The sequence below is a fragment of the Amycolatopsis sp. NPDC049688 genome (assembly GCF_040674975.1).
Lineage (GTDB): Bacteria > Actinomycetota > Actinomycetes > Mycobacteriales > Pseudonocardiaceae > Amycolatopsis.
Window position 1 is genome coordinate 378,482 of record NZ_JBFANY010000002.1, and the last position, 25,056, is coordinate 403,537.

At 70.8% G+C, this 25,056-nt stretch carries 18 protein-coding genes; 12 read left to right on the forward strand and 6 right to left on the reverse strand.

Translation table 11 applies throughout. The features are described 5' to 3' along the window. Positions 1-19 precede the first annotated feature (19 nt). Positions 20-1,108 carry an inositol-3-phosphate synthase gene (locus AB0J55_RS07770; RefSeq protein ID WP_364244335.1) on the reverse strand — a complete coding sequence of 363 codons (1,089 nt, stop codon included), beginning with the start codon at positions 1,106-1,108 and terminating at the stop codon, positions 20-22. A 13-nt stretch (positions 1,109-1,121) separates the two neighbouring features. Further along, positions 1,122-1,724 (reverse strand): PadR family transcriptional regulator, encoded by a 603-nt coding sequence (locus AB0J55_RS07775; RefSeq protein ID WP_364244338.1) that lies wholly within the window; start codon positions 1,722-1,724, stop codon positions 1,122-1,124. Between the two features lie 245 nt (positions 1,725-1,969). On the opposite strand from AB0J55_RS07775, the gene AB0J55_RS07780 reads away from it, so the two are divergent. Both AB0J55_RS07780 and AB0J55_RS07785 read left to right on the forward strand, forming a co-directional pair. Next, positions 1,970-2,365, forward strand: coding sequence for a DUF5318 domain-containing protein (locus tag AB0J55_RS07780; RefSeq protein ID WP_354811274.1), 396 nt, complete (start codon positions 1,970-1,972; stop codon positions 2,363-2,365). 67 nt (positions 2,366-2,432) lie between these two features. After that, positions 2,433-5,108, forward strand: coding sequence for a transglycosylase domain-containing protein (locus tag AB0J55_RS07785; protein WP_364244340.1), 2,676 nt, complete (start codon positions 2,433-2,435; stop codon positions 5,106-5,108). A 53-nt stretch (positions 5,109-5,161) separates the two neighbouring features. Here AB0J55_RS07785 and AB0J55_RS07790 read toward each other — a convergent pair whose 3' ends face one another. Continuing rightward, a complete protein-coding gene (locus tag AB0J55_RS07790) occupies positions 5,162-5,614 on the reverse strand; it encodes a hypothetical protein (RefSeq protein ID WP_364244343.1) in 453 nt (150 codons plus the stop codon). Between the two features lie 542 nt (positions 5,615-6,156). Between AB0J55_RS07790 and AB0J55_RS07795 the strand changes: the two genes are divergently transcribed. Beyond that, positions 6,157-9,492, forward strand: coding sequence for an RICIN domain-containing protein (locus AB0J55_RS07795; protein WP_364244346.1), 3,336 nt, complete (start codon positions 6,157-6,159; stop codon positions 9,490-9,492). Between the two features lie 60 nt (positions 9,493-9,552). Here AB0J55_RS07795 and AB0J55_RS07800 read toward each other — a convergent pair whose 3' ends face one another. Beyond that, positions 9,553-10,131 carry a hypothetical protein gene (locus AB0J55_RS07800; protein WP_364244349.1) on the reverse strand — a complete coding sequence of 193 codons (579 nt, stop codon included), beginning with the start codon at positions 10,129-10,131 and terminating at the stop codon, positions 9,553-9,555. A gap of 71 nt (positions 10,132-10,202) precedes the next feature. Between AB0J55_RS07800 and AB0J55_RS07805 the strand changes: the two genes are divergently transcribed. From AB0J55_RS07805 to AB0J55_RS07820, 4 genes are all read left to right on the forward strand, one after another. After that, the gene (locus tag AB0J55_RS07805) at positions 10,203-10,364 is read left to right on the forward strand and encodes a hypothetical protein (protein ID WP_364244351.1); all 162 of its coding nucleotides are present in this window, start codon (positions 10,203-10,205) and stop codon (positions 10,362-10,364) included. A 261-nt stretch (positions 10,365-10,625) separates the two neighbouring features. Continuing rightward, positions 10,626-13,991: an RICIN domain-containing protein gene (locus tag AB0J55_RS07810; RefSeq protein ID WP_364244353.1), complete on the forward strand. Its 3,366-nt coding sequence runs from the start codon at positions 10,626-10,628 to the stop codon at positions 13,989-13,991. Positions 13,992-14,124: 133 nt separating this feature from the next. Continuing rightward, positions 14,125-16,452: a transglycosylase domain-containing protein gene (locus AB0J55_RS07815; protein ID WP_364244356.1), complete on the forward strand. Its 2,328-nt coding sequence runs from the start codon at positions 14,125-14,127 to the stop codon at positions 16,450-16,452. 54 nt (positions 16,453-16,506) lie between these two features. Continuing rightward, on the forward strand, positions 16,507-17,478 hold the full coding sequence (locus tag AB0J55_RS07820; RefSeq protein ID WP_364244359.1) for a S8 family serine peptidase: 972 nt from the start codon (positions 16,507-16,509) through the stop codon (positions 17,476-17,478). 42 nt (positions 17,479-17,520) lie between these two features. On the opposite strand, the gene AB0J55_RS07825 is transcribed toward AB0J55_RS07820, so the two are convergent. Beyond that, positions 17,521-18,567 carry a Gfo/Idh/MocA family oxidoreductase gene (locus AB0J55_RS07825; protein WP_364244362.1) on the reverse strand — a complete coding sequence of 349 codons (1,047 nt, stop codon included), beginning with the start codon at positions 18,565-18,567 and terminating at the stop codon, positions 17,521-17,523. A gap of 56 nt (positions 18,568-18,623) precedes the next feature. Here AB0J55_RS07825 and AB0J55_RS07830 point away from each other — a divergent pair, with 56 nt between their 5' ends. Continuing rightward, entirely contained in the window at positions 18,624-19,682 is a 1,059-nt protein-coding gene (locus AB0J55_RS07830) for an ROK family transcriptional regulator (RefSeq protein ID WP_364245949.1), read from the forward strand. A 48-nt stretch (positions 19,683-19,730) separates the two neighbouring features. Next, a complete protein-coding gene (locus tag AB0J55_RS07835; RefSeq protein ID WP_364244365.1) occupies positions 19,731-21,281 on the forward strand; it encodes a glycosyltransferase 87 family protein in 1,551 nt (516 codons plus the stop codon). Between the two features lie 10 nt (positions 21,282-21,291). Here the strand turns inward: AB0J55_RS07835 and AB0J55_RS07840 are convergent, their stop codons facing one another. After that, on the reverse strand, positions 21,292-22,065 hold the full coding sequence (locus tag AB0J55_RS07840) for a deoxyribonuclease IV (protein WP_364244368.1): 774 nt from the start codon (positions 22,063-22,065) through the stop codon (positions 21,292-21,294). Positions 22,066-22,180: 115 nt separating this feature from the next. Between AB0J55_RS07840 and AB0J55_RS07845 the strand changes: the two genes are divergently transcribed. The 3 genes from AB0J55_RS07845 (at position 22,181) to AB0J55_RS07855 (ending at position 24,984) form a co-directional block, all read left to right on the forward strand. After that, the gene (locus AB0J55_RS07845) at positions 22,181-23,008 is read left to right on the forward strand and encodes a hypothetical protein (protein WP_364244370.1); all 828 of its coding nucleotides are present in this window, start codon (positions 22,181-22,183) and stop codon (positions 23,006-23,008) included. A 117-nt stretch (positions 23,009-23,125) separates the two neighbouring features. Then, the gene (locus AB0J55_RS07850) at positions 23,126-24,031 is read left to right on the forward strand and encodes a hypothetical protein (RefSeq protein WP_364244373.1); all 906 of its coding nucleotides are present in this window, start codon (positions 23,126-23,128) and stop codon (positions 24,029-24,031) included. 80 nt (positions 24,032-24,111) lie between these two features. After that, the gene (locus tag AB0J55_RS07855) at positions 24,112-24,984 is read left to right on the forward strand and encodes a hypothetical protein (protein ID WP_364244376.1); all 873 of its coding nucleotides are present in this window, start codon (positions 24,112-24,114) and stop codon (positions 24,982-24,984) included. The last annotated feature ends 72 nt before the right edge of the window (positions 24,985-25,056 follow it).

Here is a 25,056-nt window from a genome sequence, read left to right on the forward strand (position 1 = left end):
CCTCCGAGAAGCCAAGCCTTTACCGCTCGACCTCGCCGCGGATGAACTTCTCCACCGCGTCGCGCGCGGTCGCGTCGTCGTACTGCTCCGGCGGCGACTTCATGAAGTAGGACGACGCCGACAGGATCGGGCCGCCGATGCCGCGGTCCTTCGCGATCTTCGCCGCGCGGACCGCGTCGATGATGATGCCCGCCGAGTTCGGGGAGTCCCAGACCTCGAGCTTGTACTCCAGGTTCAGCGGGACGTCGCCGAACGCGCGGCCCTCGAGGCGGACGTACGCCCACTTGCGGTCGTCGAGCCACTGCACGTAGTCCGACGGTCCGATGTGGACGTTGCCCTTGCCCAGGTCGCGGTCGACCTGCGACGTCACCGACTGGGTCTTCGAGATCTTCTTCGACTCGAGCCGCTCGAGCTCCTTCATGTTCAGGAAGTCCATGTTCCCGCCCACGTTGAGCTGCATCGTCCGGTCGAGCTGGACGCCGCGGTCCTCGAACAGCTTCGCCAGCACGCGGTGCGTGATGGTCGCGCCCACCTGCGACTTGATGTCGTCACCGACGATCGGCACGCCGGCCTCCGTGAACTTCGCAGCCCACTCGGGGTCGGAGGCGATGAACACCGGGAGCGCGTTGACGAACGCCACGCCGGCGTCGATCGCGGCCTGGGCGTAGAACTTGTCCGCCACCTCGGAGCCCACCGGCAGGTACGACACGAGCACGTCGGCCTGTGCCTCGCGCAGCGCGGCGACGACGTCGACCGGGGTCTCGTCGGACTCCTCGATCGTCTCGCGGTAGAAGCGGCCGAGCCCGTCGTGGGTGTGGCCGCGCTGGACCGTGACACCCAGCGGTGGCACGTCGGCGATCTTGATCGTGTTGTTCTCCGAGGCGAAGATCGCCTCGGACAGGTCGCGGCTGACCTTCTTGGCGTCCACGTCGAACGCGGCGACGAACTCGATGTCGCGGACGTGGTAGCCGCCGAAGTCGACGTGCATCAGACCGGGGACGCGGGTGGCCGGGTCCGCGTCGCGGTAGTACTGGACACCCTGGACCAGCGACGCCGCACAGTTGCCGACGCCCACGATGGCCACCCGTACGCGGCGGTTCTCGCCCATGGGGGTTTCTCCTTCAATCCGTCTGTTCAGTAGGTCTGGTGCCGCGACGCTGCGGCCCGTCCGGCCGGCCCGGGTCCGGCGGACCCTGCCGTTCGGCTTGTTCGTGCGCGATCAGCTCGTTGAGCCAGCGCACCTCCCGCTCGCTGGTCTCCAGCCCCAGCCGGTGCAGCTCGCGGGTGTAGCGATCGATCTTCTCCTCGGCCCTGGCCAGCGCCGCCCGCATGCCTTCGCGGCGCTCTTCCACGCGACGGCGGCGGCCCTCGAGGATCCGCAGCCGCACGTCCGCCGGCGTCCGCGAGAAGAAGGCCAGGTGGACGCCGAAACCTTCGTCGTCCCAGGTCTGCGGCCCGGCGTCGCCGAGCAGCTCACCGAAGCGCTCCTTGCCCTCCGCGGTGAGCTTGTAGACCCGCCGTCCGCGCCGCGACCACGCCCGGTCGTCGGCCTCGTCCAGCTCCTCGACCAGGTACCCGGCCCGCAGCAGCTTCCGCAGGGTCGGGTACAGCGAGCCGTACGAGAACGTCCGGAACGTGCCGAGCGTCTCGTGCAGCCGCTTGCGCAGCACGTACCCGTGCATGGGCGCTTCGTGCAGAAGACCCAGGATCGCGAACTCCAGCACACCGCACCCCCTTCCGGGAACAAACCGAGACCACCCGCGTTGCTCCGAACGAGCGCCTCGATCAAACCTACTCAGCCACTATATCGCGCCGATACATCGAAGTGGCGAAGCTAACCCCGACCCACTACCCGTCAGGGGCGAAATTCACCGGAGAGTTATCGAACGTCCGGCGTGTCCGCGCCGGTCCGGGGCCTGCGGCCGCTAGGGGGCGTGGACGTCTCGGCAAGAGCCCGTACTCTGTCCTCGTGATTAACCAGCGGCAGGTCGTGGACTACGCGCTGCAGCGCCGTGCGCTGCTGGCCGAAGTCCGCTCCGGGCGCGTCGGCAGCTTCGAAGCCTGCGACGCGAGCCCGTACCTGCTGCGGGCGGCGAAGTTCCACGGCCGGGCCGGTGACCAACCCTGCCCGATCTGCCGCCAGGAGCCGCTGACCCTGGTGTCCTGGGTCTACGGCGACGAGCTCAAGCACGTCGCGGGCTCGGCGCGGACCCCGGAGGAACTGGCCAGGATGGCCGGCTCGTTCGCGGAGTTCACCGTGTACGACGTCGAAGTGTGCCGGGCGTGCCACTGGAACCACTTGGTCCGGTCATACGTCCTGGGCACAGGGGAACCGGCGGGCCCGCGAAGGACCGCAGGCCGGTGAGCCACCGTACGACCAACGCAACGCGCAGGTCAGTGCCCCTGCGGGTACTGATCCGGGAGGACCGTCCGTGACCGACGACCACAACCGCTCCTGGCCGAACCAGGAGCCAGACGCACCTCGCCGTGCCCAGTGGCCGGGCGAAGACGCGGGACCGGCGTGGCCCGGTGAACCCGCCCGGCGCAACCCGGCTCGCGGTGGCGCACGGCAGTCCGGGCCCGCCTGGCCTGCCGGTGACGAAGGTGGCCCGCAGTGGCCGAACGACCAGGCACGACGTCCGCAGACGCCGCCCGGCGGCAGCCGCCGTCAGCCGCCCCCGCCCGGCCGCCGTCCCGGCGGCGCGGCCCCCGGCTCGCCACCGCAGGGCTTCCGGCAGCCCCCGCCCGGCGGCCGCCGTCCCGAGCCGCAGACCGAGCGTGAGCCGGATCTCATCACCCACCACGCGCACAACGGGACCGAGGACTCCTACGACTCCTACGACGACGACCGGCGGTTCGACGAGTTCGCCGACGACGTCGAGCCCCAGGAGGAGCTCGACGAGAAGGGCCGCAAGGTCCTCACCCCGGCGCAGCGGAAGAAGCGCCGCTGGAAGATCATCCGGCGAGTCGCCTACGCGTGCGTCGGCGTCTTCTTCGTCGTGCCGGCGATCGCGTTCGTGATCACCTACTTCATGGTCGACGTGCCGACGCCGGAGAGCGTCGCGGCGCTGCAGAGCCAGCCGATCACCTACTACTACGCCGACGGCAAGACGGTGATGGGCCGCGAGCTGCCCAAGGGCGGCGACCGGCAGCTGATCAAGGTCGGCGAGGTCCCCGAGGTGCTCAAGCACGCCGCCTACGCCGCCGAAGACGCGACGTTCGAGACCAACTCCGGCTTCGACATCACCGGCATCCTGCGCGCGGTCTACAACCAGGCCACCGGCGGCCAGGGCGGTGGGTCCACCATCTCCCAGCAGTACATCAAGAAGGCCACCGAGAACGACGCCCCCAGCCTCAGCCGGAAGTGGACCGAGCTGGCGAAGTCGTTCAAGATGAACAACCAGCAGTCCAAAGAAGAGATCATCACCGCGTACCTGAACATCGTCTACTTCGGACGCGGGGCGAGCGGTGCCCAGGCCGCCGCCAAGGCCTACTTCAACAAGGACGCCAAGGACCTCAACGCGTCCGAAGCCGCGCTGCTGGCCGGCCTGATCCAGGGGCCGAGCCGCTCGGAGAACCAGGAGTACGCCCAGCGCCGGTGGAACTACGTGATGGACCAGATGGTGGCCAACAAGTGGCTGCGCGCCGACGAGCGCGCGGCCGCGCAGTTCCCCACCCCCATCCCGAAGGACCAGTCGCGCCAGGAGAACCAGGGCACGCTCAACTACTTCGTCCAGCAGCAGGTCGAGCAGGAGCTGGCGGCGAAGGGCTACGACAAGGACAAGCTGCACGCGAGCGGCGCCAAGATCTACACCACGATCGACCCGAAGGCGCAGCAGGCGGCCGAGCAGGCCGTCTCGGAGAAGATGAAGGGCCAGAAGGACGACCGCATCAAGAACGCGCTCGTCGCCGTCGACCCGAAGACCGGCGGGGTGATCGCCTACTACGGCGGGCCGACGGTCGTGAACGTGGACGGCAAGGACCAGCTGGCCACCGACTGGGCCTCGACCCCGCGTAACCCGGGGTCGTCGATCAAGCCGCTGGACCTGGTCGCCTACCTGCAGATGGGCAAGGGGCTGGGCGACACCTTCGACGGCACCTCCGGCCGCAAGTTCAAGGGTGTCGACAAGCCGATCAACAACGCGGGCAACGACAGCAGCTGCGGCAAGGAGTGCACCGTCGCGAAGGCGATGGAGCACTCGATCAACACCGTGTTCTACGACATGGTCGTCAACGTGACCGGCGTGAAGGCCGCGGCCAAGGCGGCGTACTCGGCCGGGATCCCGGAGAAGTACGGCAGCCGCGACTCGATGGGCCTCGACGGTTCGCAGTCGATCGGCGGTGGCCGGACCGAGGTCGCGCCCGAAGACATGGCCGCGGCGTACGCGACCTTCGCCTCCGGCGGGGTCCGGCACGACCAGCACTTCGTCGCCAAGCTGACCAACGCCCAGGACGAGGTGGAGTTCGACGAGAACAACACCGCCCAGGGCAAGCCGGCGTTCGACGACGACCAGGCGAAGAGCCAGCAGATCGCGGGCAACGTCACCGAGTCGCTCAAGCCGGTGATCGACTTCTCGGACCTCAAGTGCCCGCCGGGCCACGAGTGCGCCGGCAAGACGGGAACGCAGCAGCACACGGTGGCCGAGGGTGAGCCGGCGGCGATGGGGAACTACAACTCCCAGACGTGGATGGTGGGCTACACCCCGTCGGTGTCCGCGGCGGCCTGGGTCGGTGGCGACAAGGACTACGCGCTCAAGGACAAGAACGGCAAGCCGATCGGCGGTAAGACGCTGGCCGGGCCGATCTGGCAGGAGTTCATGACGCTGTACCTCGCCGGTCAGCCGCCGGAGAAGTTCGACAAGGTGCAGCCGATCGGCAAGGACCCGTCCGAGGTGACGACGACGCCCACGAAGCCGGCCGACACGCCGACGCCGACCGAGACGCCCACCTCGACGCCGAGCGCGCCGAGCACGGAGAACACCGATTCCGAGACGTCGCCGTCGAAGCCGACCAAGTCGCGGCCGACTCTCCCGGGCACGGGTGGGCCCACCCCGCCGCTGCCCGGCGGTGACGGGTTCGCCCGGCCGCCAGGCACGGAAACCGGCTGACGCAACGGCCCCGCACCGCCCGGTGCGGGGCCGTTGCCGTCATCGGGGGTGCGTCAGTACCACGGCGTGAGCGTCAGGACGCCGTTGAAGTAGGCGCCACCGCGGAAGCGCCAGCTCGGGCTCGGGTTGGTCGCCTTGGCGGCCGAGGTGAGCGACCACTTGTAGGTCGACGTGCCGAACGGGCCGCACTGCAGCCACGTCCGGCCGCCGTCCTGCGACCAGTCCATCCAGACCGAGTCGCCCGGGCCGAGCGCGGCTTCGCTGCCGTGGGCCCGGGCCCACCCGCGCTTGACGCCCTGGACGATGCCGACCTCGACGGTGAGGCTGCGCCCCGGCGAGTTGGCCACGACGGTGCCCTCGAGGTCGTCCGGGATGTCGACGAACCCGTTGGCGCCGTGCGCGCAGTCGGCCGCCGACGCCGAAGCCACCCCGGACACGCCGACCAGCAACGACGCGGAGGCCGCGACGACGGCCGCGCACGCACCCAGCTTTCGCAGTGCAGACAATTCATTCTCCCATTCCTGAGCACCAGTGAATGAGGAGTAAGCGCAGCACGAGCTGCGAGAACCCTCCCCGTCGGCAGCAAACCACGAACACCCGTGTTCCACCAATAGGCCATCACGGTCGAAGATCGACACCGGCCCGGTCGGAAACCACGGCCGACGGCTCGAAACAAAGCCACAAAGGCCGCAAACCAGACAGGAAAGTCCTCGACCAAGCGGGCCTGCCACCGGTGACATCCACCCGAATGGCGGCTTGGCGCCGCCGGTAGCGCGAAGTTTGATGTTGTCTGCCACGAGTTCGCGCTGATGATCGTGGCCGAGTAAGGGGAGGCATCGGCGCCACCAGGCTGTGAGGTTTCCTCATGACGTCGTTCTCCGGCTGCCGGCATTCGCTATCGCAGACCACTGGTCTTCATCTCCGCACGTTCTAGTGCATTCGGCCTAGCACGCATTTTTCTGCCTTTCGGCAAATCACGGTTTTTGCGCGCCGGAAATCCCCGTGTCCGAAATCTTTCGGCCATTCCTGCGCGCAGGAAAGGGAAGAGATGAGATCCACCTGGCGGAAGGCTGCGCTCGGCGCGCTGGCCTTCCTCACCTTGGTGCCGGCGGTGACGGCCACGCCGGCCTCCGCCGAGCAGACGACCCAGGAAAGACAAGCGGTTCCCGCCGACGATCCCCCCGTCGTCGCGGCCGCGAAACGCGACGAGCTGCTCGGCCAGGGCTGGCAGGCCTCCGGCGACCGGCTCTGGACCACCACCGGTGACGCGGAAGGCCTGCACGTCCTGACGGCCGAAGCGAAGACCGGGTACAGCTGGCGCACGATCGCCGACCTGACGGTGACCGGCGTCGAGACCGACCAGTGGATCGGCCACGGCTGCGTCACCGGGTCGGGTCAGCGGGCCGTGATCGTCTACGCGCCCCGCACCTTCACCAACAAGGAGGACCTCACCTCCCGCGGCGGCCTCACCGCGGTCGTCGACCTCGTCACCGGCGCGGTGACGAAGCTGCCGATCCGCACGACGCTTTCGTACTACAACCCGGGTTGCGGTACCGGTGAAACCGCCGCGCTGACGCAGGAAGGCGGCGACCGGATCCCGAAGACCGGTGTCGTCACGGTGGACACGACGACCGGCAAGCTCAGCGCCCGCACGGAACTCGACGGGCAGACGACGTCGGCCACCCCGGTCGACGGCGGGTTCGTCGTCGCCGACGCCGTGGGCCTGCTCAAGGTCGGCACCGACGGGACCCAGCAGCGGCTCGTCGCCGGCACCGGCGGCGTCCCGTTCAACGTCCGCGCCGACGCCCAGGGCGGCGTCGTCTTCATGGACCTCGCGGGCAACGACAGCCGGGTCCGGCGTGCGCCGTCGTCCCGGCAGGCCCGTCAGGACGCGCCCACGCTGGCCAGCGGCCCGCACGGCTCGGTCGGCGTCGCCTCCGGCACCGGCGGCAAGGTGTTCGTCACCGGCGCGCCGGCCAAGCTGGCCGCCCTGCCCGGCGCGGTCGCCAAGCTCGACGTGCCGGCGGACGCCGAGGTCTCGTCGCTGGGCCAGGCGGCGATCACCGACGTGGTCCTCGCGCCGGTGAAGCCGGGCACGAAGGCCGCGAGCGACCCGCACCGGCCGCGTCCGGTGCACATCGCCACCCGCAGCCTGCGCACGGGCAAGACGTTCGGGTTCGGCGTCGACCCCGGCGAAACGCTCAAGCCGCGCTGGAACGACACCGTCGACGCCGACCGCGTCTGCTCGGTGCCGCGCAACGACCCGGGCACGCAGGTCTACCAGCCGACTCCGCGCGAGGTGGAGTGGGCCGCGGACAACGCGGTGACCGGGGCGCGCAGCCAAGGTGACAAGGTGCCCGCGCAGATCCTGCTGGGCATCCTCGGCCAGGAGTCGAACCTGTGGCAGGCCGCGCGCAACATCTGGGCGGGCGAGTACGGCAACCCGCTGGTCGGCAACTACTACGGCCTCGAGATCTACGACGACAACCCGAGCAACGACTGGGACATCCGCTGGGACAAGGCCGACTGCGGTTACGGCGTCACCCAGACGACCGACGGCATGCGGCTCGCCGGGCACCCGAAGCCGGGTGAACCGGACGTCACCCGGCTGCCGAGCGAGCAGCGCCAGATCGGCACCCAGTACCTGGCGAACGTCAACTCCGGCCTGGAGATCCTGCTGGACAAGTGGCAGCAGCTCCAGATCCGGGGGATGACCCTGAACAACAACGACCCGATGCGCATCGAGAACTGGTTCTACGCGACCTGGGCGTACAACTCGGGCCTGCACGACGGAACCAAGCCGGACGACGCCGGTGTCGTCGGCCTCGGCTGGCTCAACAACCCGGCTAACCCGCGCTACCTGGCGGACCGGGCGAACTTCGGCACCAAGCCGTCGGACTTCGCCCACCCCGAGCGGTGGCCGTACCCGGAGAAGGTGCTCGGCTTCGCGACCAGCCCGCCCTCGGGCTACGAAGGCCCCAACCAGCCGGAGCCGTTCTTCCGGGCAGCGACCTGGAACGGCGCGACCGGCCCGGACACCACGCCCGGGACGGCGAACTACAACCGCCGGACCGCGCGGCCCGCACCGCAGACCTTCTGCACCGCGGACAACAACTGCTCCTGGGGCACCGCGGTCCAGCCCGACGTGCCGGGTGAGAAGCCCGGGCCCTGCCTGCACCGGGACTCGGCCGGCAAGCTCGACCTGCGGTGCTGGGTCAAGACCGCGGCGACCTGGAAGACCGACTGCAGTGCCACCTGCGGCTTCGAGTTCGTCCGGTACGACCCGGGTGTCGGCAAGCCGCCGGACGGCGCCAGCTACCCGCCGCGGTGCGACAACAACGACAGCAATCCCAGCCACAACGGGATCGTCGCGACGGCCGGCGTCATCGACGACGTCACCACCGAGACCAAGCCGTTCCGGCCGTGCCGGGGAATCCACGCGAACATGGCTGGGAGTGACTTCTCGTTCAGCTACCCGAGCGCGTCGTCCAAGATCGACCTGCACCAGGTCGGTGGCGGCTACGGTGCGCACTTCTGGTACGGCCACACCCGTTCGGACACCGATGAGGGGCGCAAGACGCAACTGATCGGCAACTGGACGTTCCCGTCGGTCGACGGGCTGGCCAGGCTGATGGTCTACATCCCGTCCCACCTCGCCGACGCGGACGCGGTGTACGTCGTCGACACGGCCAACGGCCCGGTGAACGTGCCGGTGCGCCAGCGCGACCACCACGACGAATGGGTCCCCCTCGGCGCGTTCCCGTTCTACGGCCAGCCGAAGGTCCACCTGAACACGATCACGGCCGGGGCCAACGGCCTCGACGCGCTCGCGTTCGACGCCATGGCCATCGACACGGTGCCGGACGGGCCGGGGTACACCCCGATGATCGTCAACGAGTCCTCCGGTCCCGACGGCAACTACGCGTGCCTGCAGCTCAAGGGCAACGTGACCAAGCCGGGGACGACGACCGAGTTCCGGTCCTGCAGCAAGTCGTGGGGCTACGGGTACTGGAACGAGGTCGACGCCAAGGTCGTGATCAACCTGCCCGACTCGACCCAGCTGCGGGGCTTCAACCTCCAGGACCGTCTGGCGGGGCTGTGCCTGCAGGTGGCCGACGGGCGCACGGACGACGGCGCACCGGTCGTCGTGGCACCCTGCGTGGCCGGTGACAACAACCAGATCTGGACGTTGCCACCGCAGCCCACGCCGGCCACCGGGACCCGCCGGCAGTTCGTGGTCAACCTGAAGACGGGGAAGTGCCTCTCCCTCGGGAACGCGAACCCCAACGGGACCAGCCCGGTGGTCCAGAGCACCTGTGACTACGGCGGCAACATCACGACGCAGTACTGGAAGGCGTACACGCAGGAAGTTCCGTTGCAGTAGAGGTCAACGGAACGGGCCCTCCGCGCAGGGTGCGCGGAGGGCCCGTTTTCCGTTACACCGTCAGCAGTTCCGGATGCTCCACACCGGACCCCAGTAGTACGACTCGTCGAAGCTGTCGGGGGCCGGCGTCGTGAAGAGGAGGTTGCCGGACTGGCCGTAGAAGCGGGCCTTCGTGCCCGGCGTCTGGGCGTTGATCCAGGAACCCGTGCCGGTCCAGTTCGGCAGGGAGTAGCGGGCGCAGTTGTAGGCCTCGATCACGTCGCCCATGTACCACTCCTGGCTGTACGCGCAGAAGTACCCGTCCTTGGCGTGCTGCTCGCCGTAGAAGCACGGGTCCCAGTCGGCCGCGGTGTTCGTCGTCTTCAGGTTCCGCACCTTCGCCTCACCCGGCACGGTGAGCGCGATCGTGGCGTTGCCGTCCAGGTCGATCTTGTTCGGTGCGATCTGCTTGCCGCCCACCGAGGCGAGGTAGCTGTCCGCCTTCGCCTGCAGTGCCGCGGCCTGGTCGGCGGTCAGCCCCGCCGCCACGGCCTCCGCGCGGAAGTCCGGGTGCGTCTGCGCCGCCCCCGCCGAGACCGCGCCGCCGAGCAAGGACAGCACCGTTGCCGCGAGCACGGCAGCAAGACGTGTTCCAGCCATTGTGACCCCTCTCGAAAAATGAATGTCAGGGGAAACCCCTTCGCTTCGCAGCGTGCCCGACCCGCACCGGTGTGATCAAGGAAGAAAAGGGAATTGATGCCAATGGAGCAGAGGGTTCGGCCTGGTACCCGGCCGACCGCAAAAAGCAGGTGAAGTCGCTACACCGCGTGGGCGTTTTGTCCGGTATTGCACCCGAATGGCGGCTGGCGCGAGCTGAACCCCGAGAGCTTTGATGATCGAGTGCGCTGGGCGTTTGCCCTGGCCACAACCGCCGGAGCACGGGGAGGCCCCGGCGTCACAGCAGTACCCGGGGGAGAACCGTGTTCATTGCCCTGCCTTCGCCACTCTCGTGCGCCGATCCGCGTCGAGCCGCCGACCGCTCCGCCGGATAACGCTTTCCCTGATTCGTCAGTCGCGTATTCAAAGTATTTCGCATGCCGGTTTCCCCGGCGACCGGTGAATTCGGCGCGCCCGGCGTGCGAGAGAGGGAAGAAATGAGACGAAGCTGGCCGAAAGCCGCGGTGGCGGTATTGGCCTTCCTCACCCTGGCCCCGGTGACGACCGCCGCGGCCGACCCCGACGCGGTCCCCACGCTGCCGCCGGGAGCGGTCCAGGCGAACAACACCCCGGCGCCGCCCGCGGACCCGCCCGCGGTCGACCCCGCGAAGCGTGACGAGCTGCTCGGCCAGGGCTGGCAGCGCTCCGGCGACCGGCTCTGGACCACCAGCAGCGACGCCTCCGGGTTCCACGTCCTCGTGGCCGAGGCCAAGACCGGCTACACCTGGCGGACCGCCGCCACCCTCGGCAAGCCGAACGCGGACGTCGACCAGTGGATCGGCAACGCGTGCGTGACCGGCTCCGGCCAGCGCGCCGTCGTCGTCTACGCGCCGCGCCGGTTCACCAACAAGGAAGCGCTGACCGGCCGCGGCGGTCTCACCGCGGTCGTCGACCTCACCACCGGCGCGGTCACCAACCTGCCGGTGCGCACGTCGCTGGCGTACTACAACCCGGGGTGCGGCGCCGGGGAAACCGCCGCGCTGACCCAGGAAGCCGACGAGGACCTGGGCAAGACGGGGGTGCTCGTCGCCGACGCCGCGACCGGCAAGCTGAGCCCGCGCACGGAACTCGCCGGCCAGGTCACGTCGGCGACGCCCGTCGCCGGCGGGTTCGTGGTCGCGGACCGGCTCGGCCTGCTGAAGGTCGGCGACAACGGCAGCCGGACGCGGCTGGTCAAGGACACCGGCGGCGTGCCGTTCGGCGTCCGCGCCGACTCGGCCGGTGGCGTCGTGTTCATGGACCGCGACAAGGACCAGGCCCGCGTCTTCCGGGTGGCGCCCGGCGCCGGGGTCACGCCGCTGGCCAGCGGCAAGTTCGGCGCGCTCGACGTCGCGGGCGGTGCGGGCGGCCGGGTGTTCATCACCGGCAAGGCGGACACGCTCGCCGCGCTGCCCGCCTCGGTGCGGAAGCTGGACACGCCCGCGACCAGCGAGGTTTCGACCCTCGGCGAAGCCGCGGTCACCCGCACGCAGACGCAGATCACCACCGCGGACCCGGCCGTGCCGGAGCAGGTGCACATCCAGAGCCAGAGCACGAAGACCGGCAAGGCGCTCGGCTTCAGCTTCAACCCGGGTTCGACGCCGAAGCCGCGCTGGAGCGACACGACCGACCCGGCCCGGACCTGTTCGGTGCCGCGCAACAACACCGCCGTGCAGGTCTACCAGCCCAAGCCGAAGCAGGTGGAGTGGGCGGCCGACATGGCGGTCAAGGGGCACCTCTTCGCGTCGCGGCCGGCGAACTGGAACGGCAACGGCCTCAGCGCCTACACCCCGCAGGGCATGTTCCCGCCGGTCGCGCTGTCGACCGGCGGCGAGGTGCCGGCGCAGATCATGCTCGGCATCCTCGGCCAGGAGTCGAACCTGTGGCAGGCCAGCCGGTACGCGCTGCCCGGCGAGACCGGCAACGCCCTGATCGGCAACTACTACGGCCTCGACATCTACGACACCGACGCGAGCAACGACTGGGACATCCACTGGGACGACGCCGACTGCGGTTACGGCGTCTCGCAGATCACCGACGGCATGCGGCTGGCCGGGCACGCCAAGCCCGGTGAGACGCTGCTGCCGGCGAACCAGCAGATCGCGGCGGGTACCGACTACGCCGCGAACGTCGCCGCCGGCCTGCGGATCCTCGTCTCGAAGTGGAACCTGATGCAGAGCGTCGGGATGAAGGTCAACAACAACGACCCGGCGAAGATCGAGAACTGGTTCTACGCGACCTGGGCGTACAACTCGGGGTACCACAACCCGGGCGAGGCCGGCACGAACGGCGCGTACGGGCTCGGCTGGCTGAACAACCCGGCCAACCCGCGCTACAACCCGGCCCGCCACCCGTTCGGCAGCGACCCGCACGACTTCGCGCACCCGCAGCAGTGGCCGTACGAGGAGAAGGTGCTCGGCTTCGCCACCTACCCGCCGAGCGGGTTCGAGGCGCCGGGTGTCGAGGTGCCGTTCTTCCGCGCGGCCTGGTGGAACACCGAGGGCTACCGGGCGGCGGCGGTCCCGGCCCCGCAGCTGTTCTGCACCGGGGACAACGCGTGCGACTGGGGTTCGTCGCACACGCCGAACGCGCCGGAGGTCGCCGGTGAACCCGCCGGTCCGTGCGCGCACACGAACAGCGCGGGCCAGTACGACCTCAAGTGCTGGGTGCACAGCGCGCTGAACTACAAGTCGGACTGCGACAACGAGTGCGGGCACGAGTTCATCCGCTACGACTACCCGGACTTCGCGGCCGAACCGGCGAACGGGACGAGCTACCCGCCCGCCTGCAACACGGTCGGGCTGTCCGGTGACGCGCTGACCGTCGACGACGTGCCGGACGCCACCAAGCCGATCCAGAACCCGAACTGCAACGGGATCGGCAAGAACTTCGGCAGCTTCGACTTCACGTTCGCCAAGGACGCGAACGGCTTCGAGTCGTCGAAGATCGACCTGCACCAGCTCGGCGGCGGCTACGGCTCGCACTTCTGGTTCAGCCACACCCGCGCCGACGACGCCGAGGGCCGCAAGACCCAGATCACCGGCACCTGGACGTTCACCGCGATCGACGGCCTGGCCAGGGTCAAGGTGCACATCCCGGCGCACATGAGCGACGGCGGCACGGTGACCTACACGATCGACACGGCCAACGGCCCGGTCGCGGTCCGCGCGGCCCAGTCGACCAGCAGCAACGGCTGGATGAACCTCGGGGTGTTCCCCTTCAAGGGCGTGCCGAAGGTGCACCTGGGCACGATCGACCGGACCGGCGACGGCTCGGAGAAGGTCGCCTGGGACGCGGCCGCGCTCGAACCGGCGTACGGCCAGGACGAGCAGGGCGACTACAACCCGGGCTTCCGCAACGACGGCTCGCAGATGTGCCTGCTGCTGCGGGGCAACACCACGGCCAACGGCGCGGTCGTGGAGCAGCGGGCGTGCAACGCCTTCACCTCGAACTACTGGCACCTCAACGAGCTGCGCACCGAGGGCAGCGGCACCAGCCTGGTGCACATCGTGCAGGTCGTCGACCGGGGCAGTCACCTGTGCCTCACGGTCGCCGGCGGCAGCACGGCCAGCGGGGCGGCCATCGTCGAGGCGGCCTGCGACGTCAACGACACGGCCCAGCAGTGGGGCTTCGGCACCCTGACGAACACCGAATCGTTCACGTCCGAGGGGCTGCACAACGTGAAGAGCGGGCTCTACGTCGGCCCGAAGGACTCGGCGAAGACGGAAGGCGCGCCGATGACCCAGCGGGCGCTCGACCTCGACGGGGACCACGTGCTCGACGACACGCAGTGGTGGGGCAAGTACATGGCCACCGCGCCGTGACCGGCCGCTGATCGACCGGGCCCGGCAGGCACCCGCCTGCCGGGCCCGTTTTCCGTGAACCACCTCCGCCCGCGGTCCGTGTGCAGTGCGAGGGGTCTGCGCCCGCAGCCCACTTGCGCATCGAGGACGGCCCGTGTACACCGACCGAAATCGCTCGAGGCCCGGCCGGCGGCCGGTTCCGCGTGGTCGCTACCAGCCACGCCGGCCCCTCCCGCCGCTGCCGGGCGAACTGTACGAACCCCAGGAAGCTCACGAACCGGATGAGCCCGCCACCGGCGCCCCGCCGCCGGACCTGCGCCGCCGTCGCCGCTGGAAGACCGTCCGCCGGGTGGTGTACGTGCTGGCCGGGCTGTTCTTCGTGGTTCCCGCGATCGCCTTCGTCGTCACGTACTTCTCCGTCGACGTGCCTTCGCCGGACAAGGTGGCGCAGTCGCAGGGCCAGGCGGTCACCTACCTCTACGCCGACGGCACCGAGATGGGCAAGGACGTCCCCACCGGCGGGAACCGGCAGATCCTCAGTCCCACGCAGATCCCGGACGTCGTCAAGAAGGCCGTGATCGCCACCGAGGACGCGTCCTTCGAGACCAACTCCGGCTTCGACGTCTCCGGCATCCTGCGGGCCGCCTACAACCAGGTCACCGGCGGCTCCGGTGGCGGTTCGACGATTTCGCAGCAGTACATCAAGGTCTCCTCCGGCGACGACGCGCCGACGCTGACCCGCAAGTGGGTCGAGCTCGCGAAGTCGTTCAAGATGAACCAGACCTACGAGAAGGCGGACATCATCACCGCCTACCTCAACATCATCTACTTCGGCCGCGGCGCGTACGGCGTCCAGGCGGCGGCGCAGGCGTACTTCGGCAAGGACGCCGCCCAGCTGAACTTCTCCGAGTCCGCGCTGCTCGCCGGGCTGATCCAGCAGCCGGGCCGGTCGGAGAACCCGACGGTGGCCCGCGACCGGTGGAGCACCGCCCTGGACCGCATGCAGCGCAACGGCTACCTCACCGCGGCCGACCGGAAGGCGGCGAAGTTCCCGACGCCGGTCCCGCTCGTCGAATCGCGGCAGGGGACCACGATCAACCCGTTCATCAAGAAGCAGGTCAAGGCCGAGCTGGCCGCCGCGGGCATCCCCGAGGAGAAGTACTACGCGGGCGGCTTCCAGGTGTTCACGACGATCGACTCGAAAGCCCAGGACAGCGCCGAAAAGGCCGTCGCGCAGGGCATGGCCGGGCAGACCGACGACCGCATCCTCGACGCGCTGGTCGCCGTCGACCCGCGGTCCGGCGGCGTGCTCGCCTACTACGGCGGGGCGCCGATCGTGAAGGGCCCCAACGGCGAGGACCAGGCCGGGCGCGATTGGGCGGACGAAGCGCACAACCCCGGGTCGTCGATGAAACCGTTCGATCTCACCGCGTTCCTCAAGGACGGCCGCGGGCTCAACGCCGTGTTCGACGGCCGCTCGCCGCGGTCCTTCCCGGACGTGCCGCAACCGGTGCGCAACGCCGGGACCACCAGCAGCTGCTCCGAGACGTGCACGGTGGCCGAGGCGATGCAGCGGTCCACCAACACCGTCTTCTACGACATGGTGCTGAACGTGACCAAGCCGTCGGGCGTGGCCGAGGCCGCGCAGGAGGCGGGCATCCGCACGAAGGAGAACGGCGGCCGCAGTGTGCTGTTCACCGGGGACAACAACATCTCCATCGGCGGCGGCCAGACCGCGGTCACCCCGGCGGACATGGCCGCGGCGTACGCGACCTTCGCCTCCGGCGGGGTCCAGCGCGGCCGCCACTTCGTGCAGAAGGTGACGAACGCCCAGGGCGAGACCGCCTACGAGGCCGACGTGCGCCCGACGGACGCGTTCGCGGACAACGACCGCGGCAAGAGCCAGCAGATCGCCGGGAACGTCACCGCCGCGCTGGCCCCGGTGATCCCGTTCTCCCGGCTGACCTGCCCGTCCGGGCACGAGTGCGCCGGCAAGACCGGCACCCAGCAGCACACCCCGGCCGCGGACGAACCGGCGTCCGCGGCGAACACGAACTCCCAGACGTGGATGGTGGGCTACACGCCGTCGGTCTCGGCCGCGGTGTGGGTGGGCGGCGACGGCGACAAGGCGCTGCGCGGCCCGACCGGCCAGCCGCTGACCCCGTCCCTCGTGGCCGGCCCGGTGTGGCAGCGGTTCATGCAGCTCTACCTGGCCGGGAAGCCGGGGGAACGGTTCGACCGCGTGCAGGCGATCACCTCGCCGCAGGACGACCAGTTCCAGCTGCAGCTCCAGCAGGAACAACAACAGCAGCAGCAACAGATCCAGCAGCAGCAACAACAGCAGGACTTCACCTTCGGCCGCGGCGGCAACCAGGACCAGCAGCAACAGCAGCAGCAGAACCGCGGACGCGACCGGCGTGACGGCCGCGGTCCCGGGCGCGGCAACGGCAACGACACCGGACAGGCGAATTTCGGCCCCTGAGTCTGCCAGGATGATCGCGGGACGCCCGTCCCGCGATCATCCGTCGGGAAGGCCATGCGGAAACTCGTTCCTCTCACCCTCGTCGTCCTGCTGGCGTGGCCGGCGACCGCGGACGCCGCCGGGCCGTACTGGGCCGACGAGCTCGGGCTGCCCGCCGCGTGGCCGCTCTCCGAAGGCGCCGGCGTGCGGGTCGGCCTGATCGACACCGGTGTCGCCGCGGACCCCGACCTCGACGGCGCGGTGCGGCCCGGCGCGGACTTCCCCGACCTCGGCGCGCCCGCGGGGGACGCCATCGGGCACGGGACGACCATGGCCCTGCTCATCGCCGGCCGCGGGACCGCCGGCACCCGCGGGGTCGCCCCGAAGGCGGAGATCCTGCCCGCCCGGCTGACCGGGGGGCCGGCGGACGCGGTCGCCGCCGTCCGCTGGGCCGTGGACCAGGGCGCCAAGGTCGTCAACCTGTCGCTCGGCAGCGGCGGGCGGACCACCGCGTACGACGAAGCCGTGAACTACGCGCGTGACCACGACGTGGTCGTCGTCGCGGCGGCGGGCAACGCGGGCGAGGACCGCGAGGTGACCAGCCCCGCGGACCGCCCGGGCGTGCTGGCGGTGTCGGCGGTCGACCGGGCCGGGAAGTTCCGCGACGACGTCAGCGTGTCCGGCCCGGAGGTGAGTTTCGCGGCCCCCGGTGTCGACATCTCGACATCCCGTCCCGGCGAGAAGACGCCGACGTCCGGCACGAGCCAGGCCGCCGCGATCGTGTCCGGCGTGGTCGCGCTGGTCCGGTCGCGGTACCCGGACCTGACCGCGGCGCAGGTCACCGACCAGCTGGCCCGGACGGCGAAGGACCTCGGCCCGCCCGGCCGGGACAGCGAATACGGCTACGGACTGATCGACCCGGTGGCCGCCTTGTCCGCAGAGCCGGACAGCGGCACTCCGTGGTGGGTCATTGCGCTATGGGCGGCCGGCGGTGTGCTCGTGCTCGGCGCGGTACTCCTCGTGGTGCGCAAAAGAAGGAGGCCGTGACCTCGGAGCTGGGGGTCACCGAGGTCACGGCCGGTCAGGGGGTCAGAGTTCGACCACGGTGCCTTCGACGCCGGAGCGGTGGGCGGCCTCGATGACGCGCAGGGCCGCGACCGACGATTCCGGATCGACCGGGAACTCGCCTTCGCCGCGCAGCGCGTCGCGGACCTGGGCGTAGAACTGCTCGTAGCGGCCGGTTTCGGTGGGCACGGTCTCCACGTCCGGGCCGACGCCGAGCTTGCCGGCGTCCGCCGCGGGCTCTTCGCCCCAGCCCGCGTCCCCGGGCCGCAGCCCGGCCTTGATCTGCGGTTCCTGCACGTCGAGGCCGTACTTCGTGAACGTCGCCCGGTCGCCGAGGACCCGGAACCGCGGGTTCTGGATGCCCGCGAGCGCCGAGGACCACAGGTGCGACCGGACGCCGTTCGCGTGCGTCAGCGCGACGAAGACGTCGTCGTCGACCTGGACGCCGGCCCGGCGGCGGTCGGCCTCGGCGTAGACGCGGGTGACCGGGCCGAACAGCTGCAGTGCCTGGTCGACGATGTGCGCGCCGAGGTCGTAGAGCAGGCCGCCGGCCTCGGCCGGGTCGCCGAACTCGCGCCAGTTGTTCTTGGGCTTCGGCACCCAGCGGTCGTAGCGGGACTCGAAGCGGAACACCTCGCCGAGCCGGCCGGACTCGAGGACCTTCCGGACGGTGAGGAAGTCGGAGTCGAGGCGCCGGTTCTGGAAGACCGTCAGGCCGACGCCCGCCGCCTTCGCCGCGGCGACGACCTGCTCGGCCTCGGCCGCGGTCGGCGCGAAGGGCTTGTCGACGACCACCGGCAGGCCGGCTTCGATCGCCCGCAGCGCGAGGGGGACGTGCGTGCGGTTGGGCGTGCTGACGACGACCAGGTCGAGGTTGCCGGCGCGCTCGAACAGGGCGTCGGCGTCCGGCACGATTTCGGCACCCGGGTGGTCGGTGCGCGCCTGGGCGGCGCTGCTCGACGTCGTGATCACCGCCGGGGTCAGCCCGGGCGTCGCCGCCACCAGGGGTGCGTGGAAGACGCGTCCCCCGATGCCGTAGCCGAGGATGCCCACCCGCAGATCGTCCGCCATGCCCGTCATTAAACAACAGCGTTGCCTAATTGACCAGACGTGCGAAGATCCTGTCCATGGCGGACACCGGCGTGAACCTGCGCGACGTGCGCGCGCACAACCGCGCCCTGCTGCTCACGCACATCCTGCGCGCCGGCGGCCTCAGCCGGGTCGAGCTGGCCGAACGCACCGGGCTCACCCAGCAGGCCGTCTCCAAGATCGTGCCCGAACTGCTCGACACCGGCCTGCTGGACGAGCAGCGCCAGCCGTCCGCCGGCGTCGGCAAGCCCCGCACGCAGCTGCGCATCCGGGCCGGCGCCAAGCACGCGCTCGGCGCGCGCCTCGACCGCGACGAGTTCCGCGTCGTCCGCACCAACCTCCTCGGCGAAATCGAGGAGGAGGCGGGCGGCCCGCTCCCGGCCGGCTTCACGCCCGCGCAGGCCGTCGAGGCCGTGGGCGCCACCGCGCTCGAACTCGCCGACGGTTTCGACGTGCTCGGCCTCGGCGTCGGCGCGGTCGGCCCGCTGGACCACCGCGCCGGCCTGGTCCGCGACGCGACGAACATGCCCGGCTGGCACGACGTCCCGCTGCGCGACCTGCTGGAGCAGCGCACCGGGCTGCCGGTGACGCTGGACAAGAACACGAACGCCGCCGCGTTCGCCCGGCTGTGGCCGCACGGCGAGCCGACGGCGACCGCGGTGATCCTCGCCGGCACCGGGATCGGCGTCGGCCTGCTGATCGACGGGCGGCTCTACCGCGGCCCGCGGACCAACGCCGGTGAGTTCGGGCACACCACGATCGCCTACGACGGGCCACGCTGCGCCTGCGGGCGCCGCGGCTGCGTCGAGATCATGGCCAAGCAGGCCCCCGACACGCGGACCGCCGCCGGCTTCCTCGGCATCGGGCTGGCCGACCTCGTGCAGGTGCTCGACCTGGAGCAGATCGTGCTGGCCGGCCGCGCGGTCCGCGACGAACCGGGCGTCCACCGCGACGCCGTCGCGGCCCGGCTCGGGGAACTGCTGCCGGCCCCGCACTGGCAGCGGATCGAGGTCGTCGAAGACGGCTCCGGCGAGGAGATCGTCACCCGTGGCGCCGCCGCCGAGGTCCTGGCCTCGTACTACGCGAATCCGGCATGATCACCGGCTTCCCCGCCGCGCACCCCGATCACCGATACCATCCGGCTCGTGCCAGAGGAGACCACGCGGGAGGCTGACCCCGGACCCGTGACGCTGACCCGGGCGGAACGGGTCGTCCCGAGCTGGACCGACCCCCTCGCGGCGGCGGTCACCAGACCCCTCGGCGGCCCGCTCGGTGAACACGCGGCGGTCGGCAGGCACTGGTTCTGGTCACCCCAGCGCGTCGGGCTGCTCCTGGCCACGCTGGCGCTGATGCTGTGCTGGTTCGGCAAGGGCTCCTGCATCCAGCAGTACCAGGACGCCAACGGGAACACCCAGCTCGACTGGCGCGCGGGCCGCCCGTTCGTCGCGATGTGCTACTCCGACATCGTCCCGCTCTACGGCTCCGAGCGGCTCGACCGGCCGGGCACCTTCCCGTACGCCACGTCGTGGAAGGAAAGCTCGCAGACCGCCGAGGACAACACGCGGTACATGGAGTACCCGGTGCTCACCGGCCTCTTCCAGTGGGTGAACGCGAAGCTCGCGGCGGGCTGGCTGAACGTCGCCGAGGCCGGCTGGCTCCCCGGCGCGCTGCCGGTGGCGATCTACTTCGACATCACCGCGTTCTTCCTGTCGGCCGCGTGGCTGGTCACCGTGTGGGCGACCGGCCGGACGACGAGACGCCGTCCGTGGGACATGGTGCTGGTGGCGGTCTCGCCGCTGGTGCTGGTGCACGCCTTCACCAACTTCGACGCGCTCGCGACCGCGTTCACCGCGACCGGCCTGCTCGCCTGGGCCCGCCGCCGCCCGGTGCTCGCCGGCCTGCTGCTCGGCCTCGGCGCGACCGCCAAGCTCTACCCGCTCTTCCTGCTCGGCGTGCTGTTCGTGCTGTGCCTGCGCGCAGGCAAGCTGACGCCGTTCTGGAAGACCGCGATCACCGCCGTCGTGACGTGGCTGGCGGTGAACGCGCCGTTCATCCTGTTCACCACCCGCGGCTGGTGGGAGTTCTTCCGGATGAGCGCGCTGCGGCCGATGGACCCGGACTCGCTGTACAACGTCTTCTCGTACACCACCGGCTGGGCCGGGTTCGACGGCGTGCTGCAGAAGAACCAGACGCCGACGTACCTCAACATCACGGTGGCCGTGCTGTTCCTGGCCTGCTGCGCCGGGATCGCCTACCTCGCCCTCGCCGCGCCGCGACGGCCGCGCGTCGGCCAGCTCGCGTTCCTGGTGGTGGCCGCGTTCCTGCTCACCAACAAGGTGTGGAGCCCGCAGTACTCGCTGTGGCTGGTGCCGCTGGCCGTGCTGGCCATCCCGCGCTGGCGGCTGCTGCTCGGCTGGATGCTGATCGACGCCGTCGTCTGGGTGCCGCGGATGTTCTACTACCTCGGCATCGACCACAAGGGCCTGCCCGAGGGCTGGTTCCTCGGCACCGTCGTGGTCCGCGACCTCGCCGTCGCCGGGCTGTGCGTGCTGGTGGTCCGGGAGGTCTGGCGCCCGGCGGCCGACCTGGTGCGGCTGGACGGCGACGACGACCCGGCCGGCGGCGTCCTGGACGGCGCCCGGGACGTGATCATCCCGAACGCCACCCGGCGCCGCCGGAAGGCCGTAGGCGTTTGAACCCAGTCGTTCAACCGAGCTGTTCGCGCAGGTAGGCGATGTCGGCGGCCTGGCCGTCGGGCGGCGTCTCGACGACGACCGGGGCGCCCGCCTCGCGCGCGACCGCGACCAGCACCTCGGGGTCGATGGTGCCTTCGCCTTCGATGACGTTCGCGTGCCGGTCGCGGGTCGAGCCGAACTCGTCGCGGGAGTTGTTCAGGTGCACCAGGTCGATCCGGCCGGTGATGGCCCGGACCTTCTCGACGGCGGTGGCGAGGTCCCAGCCCGCGGCGAACGCGTGGCAGGTGTCCAGGCAGAACCCGGCGCCGAACTCGCCGACCTTGTCCCACAGCCGGTCGAGCACCTCGAGGTCGCGGGTCATCGCGTTCTCGCCGCCGGCGGTGTTCTCGATCAGGATCGGGACCTTGAAGCCGCCCTTCTCCTGCTCGCGCTCGAAGAGCTTGCGCCAGTTCTCCAGGCCGGCCTCGACGTCGTCGTTCGCGCCGATGTGCCCGCCGTGCACGATCAGGCCCTTGGCGCCGATGGCCGCGGCGCCGTCCGCGTGCTGGGTGACGTTCTTCCGCGACGGGATCCGGATCCGGTTGTTCAGCGAAGCCACGTTGATCAGGTACGGCGAGTGGATGAACACCTCGACCGGGTCGGCCGCGATGGCTTCGCCGTGCGGGTGCGGCTTCGGGGCCTTCCAGCCCTGCGGGTCGGAGAGGAAGAACTGGACGACGTCGGCTTTGCGTTCGGCGACCGCGGTCAACGGGTCGTCGTCACGGACATGGGCGCCAATCAGCATGCCGAGCACGCTACTCCGGAGCCCGTTTCCGGCCGGTGGGCCCGGTTGGTGACGCAAGTGGAGTACCGTGAGCGCGTTCCGTGATCCAGATTGGTCCGACTGCCGGAGGGCACCGATGGGGAAGCACGCCGCCCGGATCACCGCGCTGGGGTTCACGCTCGCGGCTTCGGCCGCGCTGGCGGCGCCTGCCGCCGCGGCAACCAACCCCACCCTCGGCGGGAGCTGCGAGGCCACCCTGCAGCAGGGGAGTGCTTCCGGGCTGACGCTCGACGCGGGCGCCCCGCTGAACGCCCCGAACCAGCTCACTGTCGGCCTCGACTCGAGCTCGCAGAACACGAACGGGTCGGCGCCGCTGCTGACGCTGCCGCTCGGCGACACCGTGAAGGCGCTCGGCCTCGGCCGGCTGCCGCTGGTCGGCGACGCGGCGGCGAAGGGCGTCTGCCCGGCCGCGCAGGGCACGGTCAACGCCGTCGGCAACCTGACCCAGGGCTTGGCCGCCGAGCTGCCGCCACTGCCCCTGCCGCCGCTGCCCCTGCCGCCGCTCCCGCCGGCGCCGCCGGGCCCGAACCCGCCCCAGCCCACGCCACCCGCACCACCCGTGCCGAACCCGCCGGGCCCGGGCCCGGTGCCGAACCCGCCCGGCAACAGCACCGGCCCGGTGGTCACCGCCCCGGGCAACGCGGGCCTGCCGGGTGACACGATCTCGGGCATCTTCACCAACGCCGCCCTGCTGCCGGGCAGCCTGGTGCAGGCCCCGGTGATCGCGCAGATCATCCCCGGGCAGCAGGTCCCGCCGACCGTCGACGAGCAGAAGTCCGGCACCGCGGAAGCGCTGCCCGGCGGCACCCCGCCGGCGAAGCTGCCGATGCTGCTCGCGGTGCTGGCGCTGGCGGTCGTCGCGGCGGCGCTCGTCCGGGCCTGGATCCGCCGCAGCCCGGCCTGACGCACGGTGACGTCCGCTTCCACCCGAATGCCGGACATTTCTGAACCGGCGGGCGTCACCCGGCTGCCTTAGCGTCGTTGTACTGGTAAGTAGGCGACGAGACCAGGGGTGGCGAGCATGCAGGATCGGACACGGAGGGCTACAGCGGTCGGTGCGGCGGCGGTCGTCCTCGCGGGTTCGGCCGTGCTCGGCCTGCCCGGCACCGCCTCCGCCGACACCATCACGGCCAAGTGCGGCGACACGATCAGCGCCAAGCCCGGCGACACGGTCAAGGCCACCACACCGCTGCTCGGCCTCCCCTTGAACCTCGGCGTGGTCACCGAGGGCACCAAGGTGCTGACCGGCACGATCAACGCCATCCTCGGCACGCTCTGCCAGGTCACGGTGAACGTGGTGAACACCGTCGTCTCCCCGGTACCGGTGGTCGGCGCGCCCGCGGCGAGCGCGATCAACCAGGGCGTCCAAGGTGTGACGAGCGGCGCCCAGCAGGGCCTGAGCGCGGTGAGCGGGGGCAGCAGGCAGTCGTCGCCGCAGCCCGGCACGGGTGGCAGCCCGCAGCAGCCGCCGGCCCAGGGCGGCACCGGTGGCGCCCCTCAGCAGGGCGGCACCCCGGCGGGCACCACGCCGATCCCGGACGCGAACAGCCCGCTGCTGCCCGGTTTTTCGAGCACCCCGGTGTTCGGTGGCTTCCCCTTCACCCTCGGCACGGGCTACGCGCCGATGCGCGACTACAGCGGCATCCCGTTCGCGACGGCCGGGCTCTTCACGCCGTCGCCGGCGATCCGGTACGGCAGCCAGATCCCGGGTTACGCGCCGCAGTACGGCCTCACCGGCCCGGACGGCACGGCCGACGGCAATTCCGGCGTCCAGACGGCGGGCCAGGCCGAAGCGCTACCGTCCGCATCGGACGGTTTCACGAACGGGTCGAATCTGCCGCTGCTGATCGCGGTTCTGGCACTGTCCGGAGTCAGTGCGGGTCTCGTCCGCACCTGGGTACTCCGCCGAATGGCCGCTGCGAATTGATCTGACTGCCGAGTATCTTTCGCGTATCCCCCTCGTTGATCCTGTTGTCCAGGACGACACCCGAAACCCCACGGAGGACTGTGCTCGTGCGGAAGCTTTTGACCGTTGCCGCCCTTGCCGCCTTCGTGACCGGGGGTGCGTTCCTGTCCACCGGCACCGCCTCCGCGACCACGACGCTGGTCAGCAACAGCTGCACCGGCTCGGTCACCGGGCAGATGGGCGACCAGGTGGCGATCGACGGGGCTTCGGTCAAGACGCTGGTCACGAACGGCGCGAACAACGCCGGCACCCTGGCGATCGGCAGCTGGGCGGGCGATTCCATCGCCAAGAACCACTCGATCCCGGTCGGCCAGGTGCCGAACGCCACGGGCGGGGAGGCGACCGGCGCCGCGATCGGCAAGGCGGTGCGCACCGCGCTGGCCAACTCCGGCACCTGGGGCCTCGGCCTCGACTGGAACAAGACCCTCGACAGCGTCGAGAGCACGGTCGCCAAGGGCTGCGGCCTCACCCTGCTCGCGAGCAACTACGTCGCCCCGAGCACCCCGGCCGGACGCAGCGACACGGGCGCCCCGCAGGGCAGCGCCGGCACCGCACCCGGTGGCGCGTCCGGCAACCTCTCGAACCTCAACCCCGGCACCGCCGGCGGCACGGGCGGCAGCGCCCCGATGCGCGACTACAGCGGCATCCCGACGGCGACCGCCGGCACGGCCGTCGCGCCCGGCGTGCGCTACCCGGCGAACGGCACCCTCCCCGGTGACGCCTCCGCCCCGCAGGCGGGCGTGGGCGACCAGAGCGGCCAGGGCGCGGACATCCGCGACGCGGGCAACGCGCAGTCGCTGGCCTCGAACGGCGCGTCGAACGACGTGCAGCTGCCCATGCTCATCGCGGTGATCGTGCTCGCCGGTGTCACCGCCGGGCTGGTCCGCACCTGGGTGCTGCGCCGCGCCGCCTGACCCCCCCGGCGTCCGGCCCTGCCGGTGCCCCCAGGTAGCCTTACCTGGACAAACCCTCCTGCCACGGACAGT